Here is a 19,967-nt window from a genome sequence, read left to right on the forward strand (position 1 = left end):
GATTAGTCTTCCTTACCGTTAGATTTTGTACCCGACTCATTCGCCTTGTTTTGCTTAGTCGAATCCAATACCGCTGTCGCGTCTTCATCAGAACCCGCCAACACATCAGCTTTCAATGCATCCAGCTCTTCTTCGGCTTCATGGCCTGCAATCATGCGGTCAAGCTTGCCCGTCGCCACTTGATAAGCGATTTGGATGAATCGGAACGTCAGCATTGCCATACCAATAGGTAGTGCCATGTAAGGAATAAAACGTGGCAGTTTCTCGTATCGCTCACCTTCATTCATCCAGTCAGAAAGAAACTGAAGCATCTCGGGCATTGGAATATCATCGGTCTCATACCATGCACGATCGGTCGCGAACGGGTACCAATAATTCCAAGAACCGATAAGAAGTAGGATTGAAAAGGCCAGGCAGCTTGTAACGGCAATTAACGCATACATTTTACGTAGCTTTTCTGGGGCAAGGTTAATGATGACATCAACGCCAATGTGGAAGTGTTTTTTAACGCCATAAGATGCGCCCACTAACACCATCCAAGCGAACATGAACACTGTCAGTTCTAGTGCCCACAAGATATTGCCATTGAATGCGTATCTGAATACCACGTTGGCAAAAGTAAGTAGCGTCATTGCGCCAAGGAAAAATGCGATTAATGACTCTTCAATCACATCCGTAACTCTTCCGACTTTGGAAAAAAGAGAGGTTTCCAGTGCTGATTCGCTAGAATTTGGTTGTTCCATTTGAGGCTTTTCCATAATTGACTCCGCTTATAATTGTTTTAATAAGGAGTGGCGAAATGCACGCCACTCCCTTAGCGGTGTTATTGGTTTGAAGCTAACGCTGCATCGATAAGATCTGAACCGATGTCTTTTTCAAACTTCTTCCATACTGGTTGAAGTGCAGCTACCCATGCTTCACGCTGTTCAGGCGTAAGTGTACGAACCTCACCACCGGCTTCGATGATGTTATTCTTGTTCGCTAGGTTAACTTTTGAAGATTCTGCATTACGTGTTTCAGATACTTCTTGAACGATAGTACCAAGCTGTGTACGTACATCTTCAGGTAGGTCTTTCCAGAAGTCGTTTGACGTTACAACTAGGTAATCCAAGATACCGTGATTGGTTTCAGTTACGCCGTCTTGTACTTCAAAGAACTTCTTACCGTAGATGTTTGACCATGTGTTCTCTTGGCCATCGATAACCTTAGTTTGCAGGCCGCCGTATACTTCTTTAAAAGACATCTTCTGTGGATTAGCGCCTAGTTGTTCAAACTGAGCCACCAATACGTCTGATGCTTGAACACGGAATTTCAAACCTTTCGCGTCTTCAGGGCTAATAAGAGGTTTGTTCGCCGACATCTGTTTCATACCATTGTGCCAAAACGCTAGACCCTGTAGGCCACGACGCTTCATTGCATTTTTCAGCTTTTCACCAGATTCTGAGTTTTGGAAACGATCAACGGCTTCTACGTCTTCAAATAAAAAAGGAAGGTCAAAAATGCGGTATTTCTTAGTGAACTTCTCAAATTTAGACAGCGATGGCGCCGCCATTTGAACATCACCATTTAACAGGGCTTCCAGTACCTTATTATCATCGTAAAGTGTTGAGTTAGGGAAAACTTGCATACAAGCTTTGCCATTCATTTCCGTGTTTACTCGCTCTTCCAGTAAAGAAGCGGCGATGCCTTTCGGGTGCTTATCGGTATTGGTTACATGACTGAATTTAATCACGATTTCACCAGGGTCACAGTTTGCAGCAGCATTAAAACTGGTGAGCGCCAGAGCAGATACAGACAGTAGGGTAAGAGGCTTAAACATTATTATTCTCCTTAGTAAACAAAGCAGCCCTTCAATGGGAACTGCGTGCTTTCACTAAGGCAATTAGCGCGCCACGTTGATACAAAACATTAACAACCCTTTAACTACAAGGCTTCATCATAGTTGCCAACATCAGTCGCCAGTTGTTTGCAAAATTTAATGGGTGGGAAATGACACATAGAATATTTGTAAATGGGTGGGAGTTGACCAACGTATCACTAATGGATACAGCCGAATGAGGTCTGACCAAGAGCCACATTGCCGATGATGCCTTGAAGTAATTTCAACCTATCCTGTAGAGTGCTGCACAACTTAGCCAGATTTACCACTCCACTACTTAACAAGAGTTGATACCAATGAGTCAGATCTACCATCACCCAGTACAAATTTACTATGAAGATACCGATCACTCAGGTGTGGTTTATCACCCGAACTTTCTTAAATACTTCGAGCGTGCGCGCGAACATGTCTTGGGTAGCGATAAACTGGCAGAATTGTGGAATGAGCAAGGATTAGGTTTTGCGGTCTATAAAGCCAACATGACTTTTCAAGATGGAGTTGAGTTCGCTGAGATCTGCGACATCCGAACCTCTTTTGAACTCGATGGAAAATACAAAACGCTATGGCGACAAGAAGTGTGGCGCAAAGATGCAACTAAGCCTGCGGTGATTGGTGATATCGAAATGGTTTGCCTAGATAAAGACAAGCAACTGCAGCCCGTACCTGCCGAAGTATTAAAAGCGATGCTTGGCGAAACGAGCTAACTTCGTCTCACCAAACTAACTTAAAAGAGATGAGACAACGAAAAGGTTCTCATCTCTATCTGCATGGGTAGCAAATTTCCACCAAGGGTCACGGCAAAACGGTACTGGTCATCTAATCGCCCTAGGCAACATTGCCAACTTGTAGAAACATCGCTTTGTTCAGCAGAATCCAAATCCAACCTGATTCCATTATGTAGCCTAATTTCGCGATACAATCTAATTTCATCTTGCAAGTTTGGTTGAAAATCCGAAGCGTGAATTGGAAATGTTTGCTCCGTCAGATTGAAGAATTCGAACGAAAAGCTTCGCAACGATGTGGCTAACCCATGACCCGTAGCTTTGATGTACGACTCTTTCAACGCCCACAGATCGAAAAAACGCTCTCTCTGTTCTTCTTTGCTGAGCTCAAGTAAATCCGCCAATTCTTTATCTGAAAAGTAGTGCTTCATGATCGAGTCGATATTGGTCGAACTTCTTGCGTGTTCAATATCAACACCCAATTGAACTTGCTTCCCTTCTATCTGGCAAACTGCAATCAACAAATGTTCTTTGCTATGACTAATATTGAAATTTAACCCCGTCTTGAGTTGCTGTTCGGCGACTAAACTTGGCTTTCCTTTCTCGCCATATTCAAACCGCCACTCTTCTGGCCTCAAATCAGAATAGCAAGACAACACCTTTCTTAGATAGTTACGAACGTACAAAGCTTGAACCTGAGATGAGGGCATTCGATAGCGATCAACTTTGGCTATCTCATCCATCGTGAGCCTCTGTTTTAAGTACGACACGCTATCGATATCATCATGTAAATCACTCAGGGAGCAAAGCCACAAATCCACAATCGGTATTCCCATATCTCTAGCACTCATTTATTAAAATCACTCTCATCAAGCTATCAAAAAAACATCAAAACGAACAAATTTAACTCACCTATGATTTGCTATAAACATAGAGAAATCGGGAAGGAAACATCCTTCATATGAGAGCTTGGAACTTGATTTTAAAATAATAACAAATTAAAACATAGATCACACTCAGCCTTGTTAAACAGTCATCTATTAAACCTTACTTACAAAAACCTGACATAGATCTCACTAGGCCAAAAAATAGAGTATAAACACTAAAAAACAATTCATACCCATTAAATATCAATAAGTTAAATACAATAAAAATACAAAAATCAAAAACACATTCGATTCATCTGGTCTGAACAGATCATAGTGGCCGCTGGGAGCATTGTATCAACTACTCACCTCGGGTAGCCTGCTCAACCATTAAACAAATTCACACGTTTTTTTTGCGGATACCTGCTTTGCACAAAAGCAGTACTTTGGACAGGATTTTAATGGACATGACCCTCACATTCGAATGCTCTCTTCGCACATGAAACACCTCCCCTACTCTCGTAAGTCAACGCACTTCGAAAAACTAATTTCTATCTGGTTGCCGCCACTCAGCAACCTGAATTTTCAGCTGCGCTTCCCTAAGTCTGTTTCAGATTTTCTTTCTATAGCTTTAAAAGCGCAGCCTCAAAACACGACATCACTTTCTGTGATTTCTAGTGGAGACTCATAATGAGCCAACCCGAGACAAATACACCGGAACCAGTCGACGATTCTCGACTGAATAAACGCCTTAAAGATATGCCTGTCGCTATCGTTGGTATGGCGAGCATGTTTGCAAACTCTCGCTACCTGAATAAATTTTGGGATCTTATCAGCGAAAAGATCGATGCGATTACTGAAGTACCAGATACGCACTGGCGTCCAGAAGATTACTACGATTCAGATCGTACTACGCCAGACAAGTCTTACTGTAAGCGCGGTGGTTTCATCCCAGAAGTAGACTTCAACCCAATGGAGTTCGGCCTTCCGCCAAATATCCTAGAACTGACCGACACTTCGCAGCTACTTTCTTTGATCGTTGCAAAAGAAGTACTTGAAGATGCCAAGCTACCTGAAGGCTACGATCGTGATAAGATCGGTATTACGCTGGGTGTTGGTGGTGGTCAGAAGATCGCTCAAAGCCTGAATGCTCGTCTTCAATACCCTGTTTTGAAAAAAGTCTTCAAGAGCAGTGGCATCAACGACGAAGACAGCGAAATGCTGATCAAAAAGTTCCAAGACCAATATATCCACTGGGAAGAGAACTCATTCCCTGGCTCATTGGGTAACGTAATTTCTGGTCGTATTGCTAACCGCTTTGACCTTGGTGGCATCAACTGTGTGGTAGATGCTGCGTGTGCAGGTTCTCTAGCCGCAATGCGTATGGCTCTAAGTGAGCTGGTTGAAGGCCGCAGTGAAATGATGATCACAGGTGGTGTGTGTACTGATAACTCGCCAACCATGTACATGAGCTTCTCTAAAACACCTGCGTTTACCACCAATGAAACCATTCAACCTTTCGACATCGACTCAAAAGGCATGATGATTGGTGAAGGTATTGGCATGGTTGCTCTTAAGCGCCTTGAAGATGCAGAGCGCGATGGCGACAGAATCTATTCCGTAATCAAAGGTGTCGGTTCTTCTTCAGACGGCAAGTTCAAAAGTATTTACGCGCCTCGCCCTGAAGGACAAGCAAAAGCTCTGAAACGTGCTTACGATGATGCTGGTTTCGCACCACACACACTTGGTCTTTTAGAAGCGCACGGCACAGGTACAGCAGCAGGCGATGTGGCTGAATTTGGTGGCTTAAACTCGGTATTCAGTGAGAACAATGAAGAGAAGCAACACATTGCGTTAGGCTCTGTGAAATCTCAAATTGGTCACACTAAATCAACCGCGGGTACTGCAGGTTTAATCAAAGCTGCATTAGCACTGCACCACAAAGTACTGCCGCCAACGATCAACGTATCGGCTCCGAATCCTAAGTTGGATATCGAGAACTCACCGTTCTACCTAAACACACAAACGCGTCCTTGGATGCAACGTGTTGATGGCACACCACGCCGTGCAGGCATCAGCTCGTTTGGATTTGGTGGCACGAACTTCCATGTGGTGTTGGAAGAGTACACGCCAGAACACGCTCGCGGTGACAAATACCGTCAACGCCAAGTACCGCAAACTCTGCTATTCAGCGCGGAATCTCGTCAAGCACTGATCAATGAGCTCAAGCAGGTTTCAACTCAAGCTGCAGATGCCGCGTTCAAGCTAGAAGCGCTTGCTGAGCAGTACGCTCTACGCGAAGTAGACGCTAAGCACGCTCGCCTTGGTTTAGTTGTCACTGACCAAGCAGACCTTCAAGCGCAACTGACTCAAGCGATTTCTATGCTTGAGAGCCAAACCAAAGCACATTGGCAAATGCCAAACGGCACTAGCTACCGTGAGTCGGCACTGATTGCTGAAAACGGTGCTGGTAAAGTGGCAGCGTTATTTTCAGGTCAAGGTTCGCAATACCTGAACATGGGTCGCGAGCTTGCTTGTCACTACCCTGAGATGCGCCAACAGCTTGCTCAAGCGGATCAAGTATTTGGTCAGCACAAAAAAACGGCTCTATCGCAAATTCTGTTCCCAATTCCAACCTTCACACCAGAAGCAACCAAAGCTCAAGAAGCGGTGTTAACCAACACGGCCAATGCGCAAAGTGCGATTGGTACTGTGTCCATGGGTCAGTTCGACATCATGACTCAAGCTGGCTTCAAAGCCGACATGGTGGCAGGTCATAGCTTTGGTGAGCTAAGCGCATTATGTGCATCGGGTGTTATCTCGCAAGACGATTACTACCAGCTAGCTTTCGCTCGTGGCGATGCAATGGCTGCGACAACTGAACAAGGCGACAGCGGTACTATGTTTGCGGTCATCTTAGACGCAGACAAGCTTCCAGCCGTTGAAAGCTGCATCAGCCAATTTGAAGGCGTGAGTATTGCCAACTACAACGCTCCGACTCAACTGGTTATTGCAGGTCCAACTGCGACGGTTCAACAAGCAGCACAAGCGCTAACTGAACAAGGCTTCAAAGCGATTGCTCTGCCAGTGTCTGGTGCTTTCCACACACCGCTTGTTGCTCACGCTCAGAAACCATTTGCTGCTGCAATTGATAAAGCTTCATTCAGCGCTCCAACGCTGCCGCTTTACTCAAACGCAACAGGCAAACTGCACAGCAAAGACGCTAAAGCGATTAAGAAAGCATTCAAACAGCACATGTTGCAATCGGTTCGTTTCAGCGAGCAAATTGAAGCGATGTATGAAGCAGGCGCGCGCGTATTCGTTGAGTTCGGTCCGAAAAACATTCTTCAAAAGCTGGTTGAGAAAACATTGGCTGATAAGAACGAAGAGCTTTACGCAATCAGCATCAACCCAAACCCTAAAGGCGACAGTGACCAACAGCTTCGCTTAGCTGCGGTTCAACTGTGCGTAGCAGGTGTTTCATTAGACAACATTGACCCTTACCAAGCTGACATTGCTGAACCTGCAAAGGCATCACCAATGAACATCAAGCTGAATGCAACCAACTACATCAGCCCTGCTACTCGTAAGAAAATGGATCAATCATTGGCTTTGGGCAACGTCACCGAAAAGACTGAGATTGTTGAAGTGAAAGTTGAAGTCGAGAAAATCGTGGAAAAAGAAGTGATTAAAACAGAAATCGTTGAAGTACCTGTGGCTGCTCCTCAAGCTTCAAATGTACAACAGTCAGCAGCTCCAGCACCAAGTGCACAAGTAGTAACAGCAGCTCAGAAGCCTCAAGTGGCGCAACCTGCACCAGCGACTATTCAGCCAGCAGCTCAAGTAACAGTTGATGAATCTTCACTGCAATCGTTCTTCAATGCTCAACAACAAGCAGCAGAAGTACATCAGCAATTCTTGGCGATTCCTCAGCAATACGGTGACACGTTCAACACCCTAATGTCTGAGCAAGCGAAAATGGCAACAGCAGGCGTAGCAATTCCTGAGAACCTACAGCGTTCTATGGAGATGTTCCACCAGCACCAAGCTGAAACGCTAAAAGCGCACGCTCATTACCTAGAGATGCAAGCGCACAGCAACAGTTCTGCACTTAATATGCTGACGCAAGGTTCAGTGCAAACGGCACAACCAACCTTCGTTGCGCCAGTAAATGCTCAGCCAGCGATTCAAGCTCCAGCTACTCCAACTACTTCAGCAGCTATCGTTCAACAGCCTGTAGTTCAAGTACAAGCGACTCCTGTACAAGCTCAGTCTGTTCAAGCAGCACCAGTTCAAAATACAACAGCTCAGCAAGCTCCGGTCCAGAAAGCCGTTCCTGCACCGCAAGTAGCCGCTCAAGCGGCAGCTCCTGTGGCTGCACCAGTAGCAGTACAATCAGCAGATGCTGAAAAAGTGATGCTAGAAGTGGTCGCCGAGAAAACGGGTTACCCAACGGAGATGCTTGATCTAGAAATGGACATGGAAGCAGACCTTGGTATCGACTCAATCAAGCGCGTAGAGATCCTTGGTACCGTTCAAGACGAAATGCCAAACCTACCTGAGCTGAACCCTGAAGATTTAGCTGAGTGTCGTACTCTTGGCGAAATCGTTACTTACATGAACAGCAAGATGCCAACATCAGCGCCTGTTGCAGCACAGTCAAGCGCAGCCGCTCCTGTTCAAGCCGCTAACGGTCTTGATGCAAAAATCGTTCAACAAACCATGCTAGAAGTGGTTGCTGAGAAGACAGGTTACCCAACGGAAATGCTTGATCTAGAAATGGATATGGAAGCAGACCTTGGTATCGATTCAATCAAGCGTGTTGAGATTCTTGGTACGGTTCAAGATGAACTGCCTACTCTTCCAGAGCTAAACCCTGAAGACTTAGCTGAGTGTCGTACTCTTGGCGAAATCGTTGCTTACATGAACAGCAAGCTTCCGGCTTCTGCTCCAGTCTCTTCACAAGCACCAGTAGTTGCTCCGGCAACAGCTAGCAATGGTCTAGATGCGGCTGTCGTTCAAAAAACCATGTTAGAAGTAGTGGCAGAGAAGACGGGCTACCCGACTGAAATGCTAGACCTAGCAATGGATATGGAAGCTGACCTTGGTATCGACTCAATCAAGCGTGTTGAGATTCTTGGTACGGTTCAAGACGAGTTACCGACTCTTCCAGAACTGAACCCTGAAGATCTCGCTGAGTGTCGCACTCTAGGCGAAATCGTAGCCTACATGAACAGTAAGCTTCCAGCTTCTGCTCCAGTAGCGGCTCAAGCATCTGCACCAGCGCAAGCAGTATCAAACGGTTTAAACGCACAACAAGTTCAAAGCACAATGCTGAGCGTAGTGGCTGATAAAACAGGCTACCCAACAGAAATGCTCGACCTAGCAATGGACATGGAAGCAGACCTTGGCATCGACTCAATCAAACGTGTTGAGATCCTTGGAACAGTTCAAGACCAGCTACCAACATTGCCAGAGCTGAACCCTGAAGATTTGGCTGAGTGTCGTACTCTGGGTGAAATCGTTGACTACATGAACAGCAAGTTAGCTCCTAGTTCGGAAGCAGCGACAGTAATTCCTGCTGCAGAAAGCGCGAGCAACGACCTAAACCCTGCTCACGTTCAATCAACAATGATGGAAGTGGTTGCCGACAAAACAGGCTACCCAGCAGAAATGCTCGACCTAGCGATGGACATGGAAGCAGACCTTGGTATCGACTCAATCAAACGCGTTGAGATCTTGGGTACAGTTCAAGACCAGCTACCAACGCTGCCAGAGCTAAACCCTGAAGACCTAGCTGAGTGTCGTACGCTTGGTGAAATCGTTACTTACATGCAAAGCAAGCTATCCGCTGCTGCACCCGTAGCGACTCCAAAAGCTGAATCAGTAACGCCTATCGCAGAAACAGCGACAGCGGAACTTCCTCCACACAATGAGGTGGCGCTAAAAAAGCTACCAGCGGCAGATAAACTCGTCGATTGTTTCTCAAAAGACGCTTGTGTCGTGATCACAGATGATGGTCACAACGCTGGTGTTCTAGCAGAAAAGTTGACCGCTAACGGCATTCAAGTTGCTGTAGTGCGCAGTGCTCTTTCTGCCGCGTCACCTTTAAACAGTGAAATCGCAAGCTACACACTCAACAGCGTTGATGATGCTGGTGTGACTGCGGTTATTAAAGACATCGAAGCAGACCTTAAAACGTCGAACAAAGTGATTGCTGGCTTCATTCACCTACAAACTATCGTTGATGCAAAACAAAGCAACGAGCAAGCGGTTAACTTGAATGTAGACTCAAGAGCTTCACTGACGACAGCGTTCTTATTCGCCAAGCACCTAAATGGCCAACTGAATGCGATTTCTGGTCGCAGCGTGTTCTTCACACTAAGCCGTATCGATGGTGGCTTTGGTTACCTGGATGCTAAGCAACTAGCGAATGCAGAACTTAACCAAGCCGCATTGTCTGGTCTCACTAAGACACTAAGCCATGAATGGTCAAACGTGTTCTGCCGTGCATTGGATGCTGACGCTTCTATTGATGCTCGTCACCTAGCTGAAGCTATCACAGGTGAACTGTTCGATATCGATACCAACACGGTTGAAATCGGCCTTAGCCATGCGGAAAACGGTGAATCTGGTCGTGCAACATTGATTGCGGCAACACCAGGTGCAGCACAAACCAAAAACGCAGGCGCTCAGCTCACCAAGAGCGACAAAGTTCTGGTGACGGGTGGCGCTAAAGGCGTGACGTTTGAATGTGCACTGACGCTTGCTAAGCAATGTAAGTCTCACTTCATTCTTGCAGGTCGTAGTAAGCATATTACTTCAGCTGAGCTACCTCAGTGGGCACAGGGCAAGCAAGAGAAAGAGCTAAAACCAGCGGCTATCGCTCACCTACAAGCAACAGGTGACAAACCAACGCCTAAGAAAGTTGATACCTTGCTAAAACCTGTATTGAGCAGCCTTGAAATCAACGCAGCACTTGCCGCTTTCAACGAGATTGGCGCGAGCGCTGAATACCTAAGCCTAGATGTATCGAACCATGAGTCAGTAGCGAAAACGCTGGCGAATTTCGAAGGCATCACAGGTCTTATCCACGGCGCTGGTGTACTGGCTGACAAACACATTCAAGACAAAACACTTGATGAACTGAACATGGTTTACGGCACGAAAGTGGGCGGACTAGAAGCGGTTCTTGGTGGTCTTGATAGCAGCAAGCTAAAACTGATTGCGATGTTCTCTTCGGCGGCGGGTTTCTACGGAAACACAGGTCAAAGTGATTACTCGATGTCTAACGAGATCCTAAACAAAGCGGCTCTACAACTATCTGTTCGTAACCCTCAAGCGAAAGTGATGAGCTTCAACTGGGGACCGTGGGACGGTGGCATGGTCAACGCAGCACTGAAACGTATGTTCACAGAGCGCGGTGTTTACGTGATTCCTCTTCAGGCGGGTGCAGAGCTATTTAGTTCTCAACTACTGAACGAAACTGGCATTCAACTGCTGGTTGGTACGAGCATGCAAGGTTCTGACAACAAGGAAGCTGCTGTAAAAAAGCTTAATGCGGAGTCTGTGCATCTTGCAAAGAGTCCGCTGAATACAAGCATCACTGTGACACGTCATCTTGATCCAAAGGTATTGCCTTTCATTCAAGATCACTGCATTGCCGGTAACCCTGTGTTACCGACAGTGTGTGCCATCCAATGGATGCGTGAAGTGGCAGAGCAACTGTTAGGGGTGAACGTTAGCGTTCACAACTACAAACTGCTTAAGGGTGTGATTTTTGATACCGATGAAGTGCAAGAGCTGAAACTGGTTCTTGCTTCTGACGCTAAATCAAAAGATCAGCTAAAAGCGGTGATCAGTTGCCAAGGGCGACCACAGTATCAAGCTCAGTTGCAAGTGGCCTCTGTGCAAGTCTCTGAAGATGTTCAACAAGCGTCAGTAAAACGCTTTGAGGCCAACACTTCAGCACCTGTAACAACGGCACAAGCTCTATACAGTGACGGCACTCTGTTTCATGGACCAAGATTGCAAGGTATTACCTCAGTCGAACGCTTTGACGACTTAGGCTTATTGGCTCAATGCCAGTTGCCTCACATTGAAAACAGCGACTGCGGATCATTTATTCCTAAGCAAGGCTTTGGCGATAGCCAACCATTTGCTGAAGATTATCTGTTACAAGCAATGCTGGTATGGGCTCGATTGAAATACGGCGCGGCAAGCCTACCGTCTGCAATCGGTGAGTTTGTTTGCTACGCACCGATGCACAATGGTGACCAAGGTTGGCTAGAGCTCAGTGTAATAAAAAGCACGGCTCGTTCTCTGCAAGCTGATATCTCGCTTTACCACCAAGATGGTCGTTTAAGTGCGGTAATGAAAGGTGCAAAAGTCACCATCAGCAAGAGCTTAAACGACGCATTTTTGCCGAAATCTGGCTCAGCCGTATCAAAGAAAGAAGCGACTAAGAACCCAGAAAAGGAGCAATTGTCATAGTGACTGTTCCTTCTAATAAAGCGATGCCATTACGCATCGCTCTTTTAGCTCAGCCAGCAAATGCGGCTGAGCTTTCTGCCGACTTATTCCCCTCGTTCCCAGACATAATAACTGTTGTGGTTGATGGCAATTTTAATCAAGCACTTACTCAAGCGATTGAGGCAGTCAATCAAGGCAGTATGGTTAAGCTTTGTTTGGATTCTCACTCACCATCATTGTTGATGTTGAGTGCGCTGATCGCTGCTCAGAATAAGATTCACCCACACGCGAATTTAGCGGGCTTTGTCGAAGCTCTCGATCTAGATAATGGAGATAGCGTTCAGCTTGCTCTAGAGATGTCACGCCGCCCCGCTTCAGACTTAAGCCATCAACAACAATATTCTGCACTTTCTGCTTCGCAGCAGTTTGATGAGTTGTTGAATATGGTTAATGCGATATCGAGCCGTTCATTGCCGAGCTATTCATTACCGAGCAATTACTGGTTCACTGAGCCGAACAAAGCACGTGTTGCTGCGTTAACTTTCAGCGAAGAAAACCAGAAATCCACCAGCCTGATATTGACTCAAGCGACCGGTTTGCAAGAACCAAAACCATTGCTATCTAGCGAGCGTTTGATGTTTGTGGTTTCAGGCAACGAACAAGCTGAATTGGTTTCTAAGTTAACCTCGTTAAGAGAAGAGCTTAAATGCATTAGCGATTCTGCGGACAGCGAACTTGCTATCGCCAACTTGATGCATTCAAACCTAAGCCACTTCCAAAGCGTTCAGCACAATGCTGGCGTTGGTGCGAACATCGTGATTCAAGCGGCTTCAATTGAGGCTGTAATACAAGAGATCACTGCGCTAGAAAATGCGTTGCCAAAAGTAATGGCTGACAATAGCCAATACAAAACGCCAGCGGGCAGTTGTTTCTCACCGAAGCCTCAAAGCAAAGGTGGCGTTACATTTGTTTACCCTGGTGTTGGCACGGTTTATCCCGGTATGTTGCGCGAATTTCACCACCATTTCCCACAGTTATTTGCTCGCTTAGAACGCGAAGGTAACTTGAAAGAGATGCTACAGGCTGAAAAAACCTACGCTGACGACGCGCAAGAAATGTCGCTCAGTGAACTGGCAATTGCCGGTGTCGGCAGTAGTTATCTGTTAAAACAACTGCTATGTGATGAATTCAAAGTACAGCCAGATTTCGCTTTGGGTTACTCCAAGGGTGAAGCCTCCATGTGGGCGAGCTTAAATGTTTGGAAAAACCCACATGCGCTGATTGAGATGACTCAAACTAGCCCTATTTTCACGACGGCTATTTCTGGTGAACTCACCGCAGTGCGTCAAGATTGGCAGCTGAACGACGACGAAAGCATCCAATGGAACAGCTTTGTGGTTCGCAGTGATGCGCAAGCGATTGAGGCTCTGTTACCAGAGTTTCCGCGTGCTTATCTCGCTATCATCCAAGGTGATACTTGCGTGCTAGCAGGTTGTGAAAGCTCATGTCGTGCATTGCTCAAGAAACTGGGTAAACGTGGCATTGCCGCTAACCGTGTTACTGCAATGCACACCACGCCAGCGTTGAGCCAGCATAGCCAAGTGCAAGAGTTTTACACGCAACCACTGTTCGACGAGTTGCCAAAGCATATCCGCTTTATCAGCGCAGCAGGTCTACCGACTGGCGCACCAATCAATATCGACAGCGACAGCATCGCCCTTTCGATTGCCGACACTTTCTGTTCAACGCTGGATTTCACCGCGTTGATCCAGAGTGCACGTCAACAAGGTGCTCGCCTGTTTGTAGAAGTCGGTGCCGATCGTCAAACTAGCACATTGATCGACAAGATCAATCGTAGCGACAACGTAGCCGACCAATGCTGCACAATCGCTTCCAATGCCAAAGGTGGTGACGATATTGTCACGCTCATCAAGTGCATTGGTCAGCTCATTACTCATCAAATTCCATTGTCTGTCGAGCCAATTATTCAAGGGCTAGAACAACAGGTCACCGCCGCTAAGCAATTAAGTGGTGTATCTCAAGGCAGCGCAGTGAATCATCAAGGAGAGCTAGTATGAGTTCTCAATCGAAGCCATCTCAAGATCAAGCTCAGGCTCAAGCTAAGAATAAGCAGCAAGTGAAGTGCAATAAGATCGCGATTGTTGGTATTGCTAACCAATACCCAGAAGCGGATACGCCAAAAGACTTTTGGCAAAACTTGTTAGATAAAAAAGATTCTCGCACCACATTAAGCGCTGAAAAGTTAGGTGCTAAACCTGAAAGCTATCAGGGCGTTCAAGGTGAATCAGACCGCTTTTACTGTGACAAAGGCGGCTACATCGAAAACTTCAATTTCGATAGCAATGGCTACCGCTTAACAGCAGAATCGTTCAACGGTGTTGACCAGAGTTTCCTATGGGCTTTGGATACCAGTCGTAAGGCGTTAGTCGACGCTGGCATTGATTTAAATGCCGATGTTTTAGAGCGCACAGGCGTGATCATGGGTGCCCTTTCGTTCCCAACAACACGTTCAAACGACTTGTTTCTGCCGATGTATCACTCGGTGGTCGAGAAAGCACTACAAGCTAAATTGGCTAATGACCAGTTTTCACTGCTACCAACCAATGAAACCGCGCAAGACCTCAACCCGATCAACGGTGCGGCAGCACACAACGCCTCTAAGTTAGTGGCTGATGCGCTAGGTTTAGGCAACGTACAACTTAGCCTAGATGCGGCATGTGCAAGCTCAGTGTATTCATTGAAGTTAGCGTGTGATTACTTGAACACAGGCAAAGCCGACATGATGTTGGCAGGCGCGGTATCAGGTGCTGACCCATTCTTCATCAACATGGGTTTCTCCATCTTCCACGCTTACCCAGACCACGGTGTTTCGGTTCCGTTTGATAGCAACAGTAAAGGCTTGTTTGCTGGCGAAGGTGCGGGTGTTTTAGTCCTAAAACGCTTAGCTGATGCAGAGCGTGATGGCGACAACATCTACGCAGTCGTCAGCGGTATTGGTTTATCGAACGATGGCCGAGGCCAGTTCGTATTAAGCCCAAATAGCAAAGGACAAGTACAAGCCTTTGAACGCGCTTACGAGGTATCAAACCTAACACCAGACAGCATCGAAGTGATTGAGTGTCACGCAACCGGCACACCATTAGGTGACAAGGTTGAGTTAACCTCAATGGAGCGTTTCTTTGCTGACAAATTGAATGGTTCTAACCCGCCATTGATTGGCTCTGCGAAGTCTAACCTCGGTCACTTGCTGACTGCGGCAGGGATGCCAGGGATCATGAAGATGATCTTTGCGATGAAAGAAGGTGTACTTCCGCCAAGTATTAATTTGGACAAGCCACTGTCTTCGCCAGAAGGTTTATTTGGTTCACAGACGCTGCCAACGCAGGTTCAACCTTGGCCAAGTAAAGCGGGCAACTCAGAGCGCTGCGCGGGTGTTTCTGTATTTGGTTTCGGTGGTTGTAATGCTCACTTACTGCTTGAAGCGTATTCAGACACCAGTCATGTAAACCAGACTCTAGAGTCAGCGTCTCCAAGCCTACAGCCGTCTAATTTAAGCATTACTGGTCTCGCGTCTCACTTCGGTTCTCTGCAAAGTATCAAGACGCTAAGCACTGCGATTGAGACCAACAACGATGCTTTCATTGCTTTGCCTAAGAAACGCTGGAAAGGCTTAGACCAACATCTAGAACTACTGAATCAGTTTGGTTTACATGGTATTCCAAACGGAGCGTACATCGATCAATTCGATCTCGATTTCCTACGCTTCAAAGTGCCGCCGAATGAAGATGACCGTTTGATCTCTCAGCAGTTGCTACTGATGAAAGTTGCAGACGAAGCCATCAAAGACGCCAAGCTCGTGGCAGGCCAAAAGGTTGCAGTACTGGTAGCGATGGAAACAGAGCTTGAAATGCACCAATTCCGTGGACGCGTAAACCTGCATAGCCAATTGGCTGACAGCTTTACCAACATGGGGATTGAGCTAACACAAGATGAATACCAATCGCTAGAAACCATCGCGATGGACAGTGTGATGGACGCAGCCAAGCTGAACCAATACACCAGTTTCATTGGTAACATCATGGCTTCGCGTATCTCTTCACTGTGGGACTTTAACGGCCCTGCCTTTACGATTTCAGCCGCTGAACAGTCGGTTGCTCGTTGTATCGATGTCGCGCAAAACCTAATGTCGCAAGAATCAATGGACGCAGTCGTGATTGCAGCCGTTGACCTTAGTGGCAGTGCAGAACATGTGATTCTGAAGAACAGCGTCAGCCCAGTGTCACTTGCTCCAAAATTCGGACAACCGCAAGACGGTAGTTGGAATGTGGGCGAAGGCGCAGGTGCAATTGTTCTTGTTGAAGAAAGCCGAGTAGCGCGCAACCAAGACACTGCTTACGGCAGCATCAACGCATTGGCCTTTGGTTCAAGCGAGAATAACAACGCCGTGGCTGATGAGTTATTGACTCAAGTCGGTATGAGCTCGAACGATGTTTCTCTGCTTGAGCTTAACCATGCACCTGAATCTTCATTACATCAGTCTTCGTCATATCAGTCTTCGTCTCTAAGTTTAGCGAGCACAAGGACGACTCAAGCGAGTCTACGTGTTGGGCACTGCTCCGCAGCTTCTGGCATGGCAAGCCTGCTACACGGTCTGCTCAACCTGAACCTTGAGTCTCTGAATCCAAATGTCAGCTCTAAGAACGCGATTGTTGCCAACATCAGCGAAGGACAATGTTCACAGCTGCTAATAAGCCAGTCGAGTGTTGAATCTCAATCACTATCGGTTCGTTTAAGCAGTGAACTGGCGAGTGATGCTAAACGTCAATTGGTTAAGCAAGTGACTCTCGGTGGTCGCGATATCTATCAACATATTGCCCAGACTCCAGTGACTAACTTGGCTGCAATTAAGCAGAAAGCTTCTGGTAAACAAGCAGCAACTGTGGCGTCGGTTCCAACGACAGCAAGCATTCAAGCAGCTCTTGTGCAAAAAGAGTTAGAGAAGAAAGCATTAGCGCAGAACGCGGTAGAGCCAGCAATCGAAACTCCTACATCAGTATCCCCTACTCTGGCGCCAACTCGCCACAGTCAGCTAACAGGTAACCACAGCAATATGACTCATGTCCTATCCGCTAAAAATGGCGTATCAAACATCAACGCTAATACGGATGCAGCATCACAGCCGTCTGTAACACCACACAACCAAGCTTTTGCTCAAAACCAGCAAGCAGCGCAGCAAGTGCACAAAGCATTCTTGCACACTCGTGCCCAAGGCATGCAGATGGCTGATGCACTATTAAAAGCACAGCTAAACGCCGTTACGTCTGGTTTAGAGAACAATGCCATTTCTCAACAAACGAATGGTCAACAAACATCAGTTCAGCCTGTTCAAGCTCAACCAGCTCAGGTTCAGTCAACACCAGTAAAACCTATCCGTAAGCCATGTATCTGGGATTATGATGATCTGGTTGAATACGCTGAAGGCGACATCGCCAACGTATTTGGCCCTGATTACGCGATCATCGATAGCTACTCGCGCCGCGTTCGCTTGCCAACTACCGACTACCTATTGGTATCTCGTGTAACCAAGCTCAACGCGACCGTCAACGAGTACAAGCCAAGCACAATGACTACCGAATACGACATTCCTGTTGATGCGCCGTATCTTGTTGATGGCCAGATCCCTTGGGCTGTTGCGGTAGAATCTGGTCAGTGTGACCTAATGCTGATCAGCTACTTAGGCATTGATTTTGAAAACAAAGGCGAGCGTGTTTATCGCCTGCTTGATTGTACGCTGACCTTCCTTGGCGACTTGCCTCGTGGTGGCGATACGCTGCGTTACGATATCTCAATCAACAACTTTGCTCGCAATGGCGATACGTTGCTGTTCTTCTTCTCGTACGAGTGTTTCGTTGGCGACAAGATGATCCTGAAAATGGACAACGGTTGTGCGGGCTTCTTCACTGATGAAGAGCTAGCAGACGGCAAGGGTGTGATTCACACTGAAGATGAAATCAAGGCGCGTAAGCTGGCAACTAAGCAACGCTTCGACCCTATGCTGCACTGCCCTAAAACTCAGTTTGACCACCAAGAGCTGCGCCACCTACTGACTGCAAACATCGCAGAGTGTTTTGGCCCAACTCACCAATCCAATAGCCACCAGCCTTCTTTGTGCTTCAGCTCAGAGAAGTTCATGATGATCGAAAAGGTTAGCCGTGTTGAACCACAAGGTGGCACATGGGGACTTGGTCTGATTGAAGGTCACAAACAGCTAGAGCCTGAGCACTGGTACTTCCCTTGTCACTTCAAAGATGACTCAGTAATGGCTGGATCTTTGATGGCAGAAGGTTGTGGTCAACTACTGCAATTCTTCATGATGCACCTTGGCATGCACACGCTTGTTCAAAATGGCCGTTTCCAACCGCTTGAAAATGCCCCTCAACAAGTACGTTGCCGTGGTCAAGTTCTACCACAATCGGCAGAACTGACTTACCGCATGGAAGTGACTGAGATTGGTCTAAGCCCTCGCCCATACGCGAAAGCTAACATCGATATTTTGCTCAACGGCAAAGTGATTGTTGATTTCCAAAACTTGGGTGTGATGATCAAAGAAGACGACGAATGTACTCGTTACCTGCCTTCTTTAGAAACAGCTGTCGCGACCCCTGTTATCGAAAACTTGGGCCATACGCCAGCAGTGAACCAACAAGCTTCAGCAAATGCGCCATTGATGGCTCAAATTGAAGACCTAGAAACGGCGCCAAACAAAGGCGTGGTTCCTCTTCAACACGTTGAAGCTCCGGTAACTCCTGATTACCCAAATCGCACACCCGATACAGTTCCGTTCACGCCTTACCATATGTTCGAATTCGCGACTGGCGATATCGAAAAATGTTTCGGTCCTGATTTCTCTATCTACCGTGGCATGATTCCACCACGTACTCCGTGTGGCGACCTACAGCTAACCACTCGTGTCGTTGAGATCGACGGTAAGCGTGGCGACTTCAAGAAGCCTTCATCGTGTATTGCAGAATACGAAGTGCCAGAAAACGCATGGTACTTTGATGAAAACAGCCACCAGACCTTGATGCCTTACTCGGTATTAATGGAAATTTCACTGCAGCCAAACGGCTTCATCTCTGGTTACATGGGCACAACACTGGGCTTCCCAGGTGAAGAACTGTTTTTCCGCAACCTAGATGGCAGCGGCAAAATGCTGCGTAACGTCGACTTGCGCGGCAAAACGATTACCAACGATTCTCGCCTGCTTTCAACCGTAATGATGGGCACTAACATCGTACAGAGCTTCAGCTTCGAACTGAGCACCGATGGCGTGCCGTTCTACCAAGGTACAGCGGTATTTGGTTACTTCAAAGGTGCAGCACTGAAAGACCAACTTGGTTTGGACAACGGTAAGGTGACCCACCCTTGGCACGTTGATAACAACCGTACACCGGATGTAAACATCAATCTGTTAGACAAAACGACGCGTTACTTCAATGCACCCGTTTCGGCTACTGGCCAAGTGCAAGAGCACTACAAATTGGCTGGCGGTCGCTTGAACTTTATCGATACGGTGCAGATCACCAGCGATGGTGGTAAAGACGGTCTGGGTTACCTATACGCTGAGCGTACGATTGACCCAAGCGATTGGTTCTTCCAGTTCCACTTCCACCAAGATCCGGTAATGCCAGGTTCTCTAGGTGTCGAAGCGATCATCGAACTGATGCAAACCTACGCTCTAAATAAAGATCTTGGTGCTGGCTTCCGCAATCCTAAGTTTGGTCAAATCCAATCTGAAGTGAAGTGGAAATACCGTGGTCAGATTAACCCTCTGAACAAACAGATGTCACTGGATGTACACATCACTGCAATCAAAGACGAAGACGGCAAACGCATCATCGTTGGCGACGCAAACCTGAGCAAAGATGGTTTGCGTATTTACGAAGTGAAAGACATCGCGATTTGTATCGAAGAAGCATAAGCCTGACAGAGAACTAGGAAAGAATT

Annotated in this window: 8 protein-coding genes; 5 read left to right on the plus strand and 3 right to left on the minus strand. The window is 46.9% G+C overall.

Annotated elements, in window-relative coordinates; translation table 11 throughout:
- Positions 1-2: 2 nt before the first annotated feature.
- Both SJY39_RS25685 and SJY39_RS25690 read right to left on the minus strand, forming a co-directional pair.
- On the minus strand, positions 3-758 hold the full coding sequence (locus tag SJY39_RS25685; RefSeq protein WP_016789153.1) for a TRAP transporter small permease: 756 nt from the start codon (positions 756-758) through the stop codon (positions 3-5).
- Between the two features lie 65 nt (positions 759-823).
- A complete protein-coding gene (locus tag SJY39_RS25690) occupies positions 824-1,819 on the minus strand; it encodes a TRAP transporter substrate-binding protein (protein ID WP_016788636.1) in 996 nt (331 codons plus the stop codon).
- A gap of 356 nt (positions 1,820-2,175) precedes the next feature.
- On the opposite strand from SJY39_RS25690, the gene SJY39_RS25695 reads away from it, so the two are divergent.
- Positions 2,176-2,583: a thioesterase family protein gene (locus SJY39_RS25695; protein WP_016767075.1), complete on the plus strand. Its 408-nt coding sequence runs from the start codon at positions 2,176-2,178 to the stop codon at positions 2,581-2,583.
- 20 nt (positions 2,584-2,603) lie between these two features.
- Here SJY39_RS25695 and SJY39_RS25700 read toward each other — a convergent pair whose 3' ends face one another.
- A complete protein-coding gene (locus SJY39_RS25700) occupies positions 2,604-3,437 on the minus strand; it encodes a 4'-phosphopantetheinyl transferase superfamily protein (RefSeq protein ID WP_016790898.1) in 834 nt (277 codons plus the stop codon).
- Between the two features lie 529 nt (positions 3,438-3,966).
- Here SJY39_RS25700 and SJY39_RS25705 point away from each other — a divergent pair.
- From SJY39_RS25705 to SJY39_RS25720, 4 genes are read left to right on the plus strand one after another with little or no spacing between them, the layout of a single operon-like run.
- Positions 3,967-4,158 (plus strand): hypothetical protein, encoded by a 192-nt coding sequence (locus SJY39_RS25705; RefSeq protein WP_017098773.1) that lies wholly within the window; start codon positions 3,967-3,969, stop codon positions 4,156-4,158.
- On the plus strand, positions 4,158-11,960 hold the full coding sequence (locus tag SJY39_RS25710) for a phosphopantetheine-binding protein (RefSeq protein ID WP_372263962.1): 7,803 nt from the start codon (positions 4,158-4,160) through the stop codon (positions 11,958-11,960). The genes SJY39_RS25705 and SJY39_RS25710 overlap by 1 nt, the downstream gene beginning before the upstream one ends.
- A complete protein-coding gene (locus SJY39_RS25715) occupies positions 11,960-14,017 on the plus strand; it encodes a PfaB family protein (protein WP_372263959.1) in 2,058 nt (685 codons plus the stop codon). The genes SJY39_RS25710 and SJY39_RS25715 overlap by 1 nt, the downstream gene beginning before the upstream one ends.
- Positions 14,014-19,941, plus strand: coding sequence for a beta-ketoacyl synthase N-terminal-like domain-containing protein (locus SJY39_RS25720; protein ID WP_372263957.1), 5,928 nt, complete (start codon positions 14,014-14,016; stop codon positions 19,939-19,941). Before SJY39_RS25715 ends, SJY39_RS25720 begins: the two co-directional genes overlap by 4 nt.
- Positions 19,942-19,967 lie beyond the last annotated feature (26 nt).

This window comes from Vibrio sp. R78045, from assembly GCF_042466085.1.
Taxonomy (GTDB): Bacteria; Pseudomonadota; Gammaproteobacteria; order Enterobacterales; family Vibrionaceae; genus Vibrio; species Vibrio cyclitrophicus.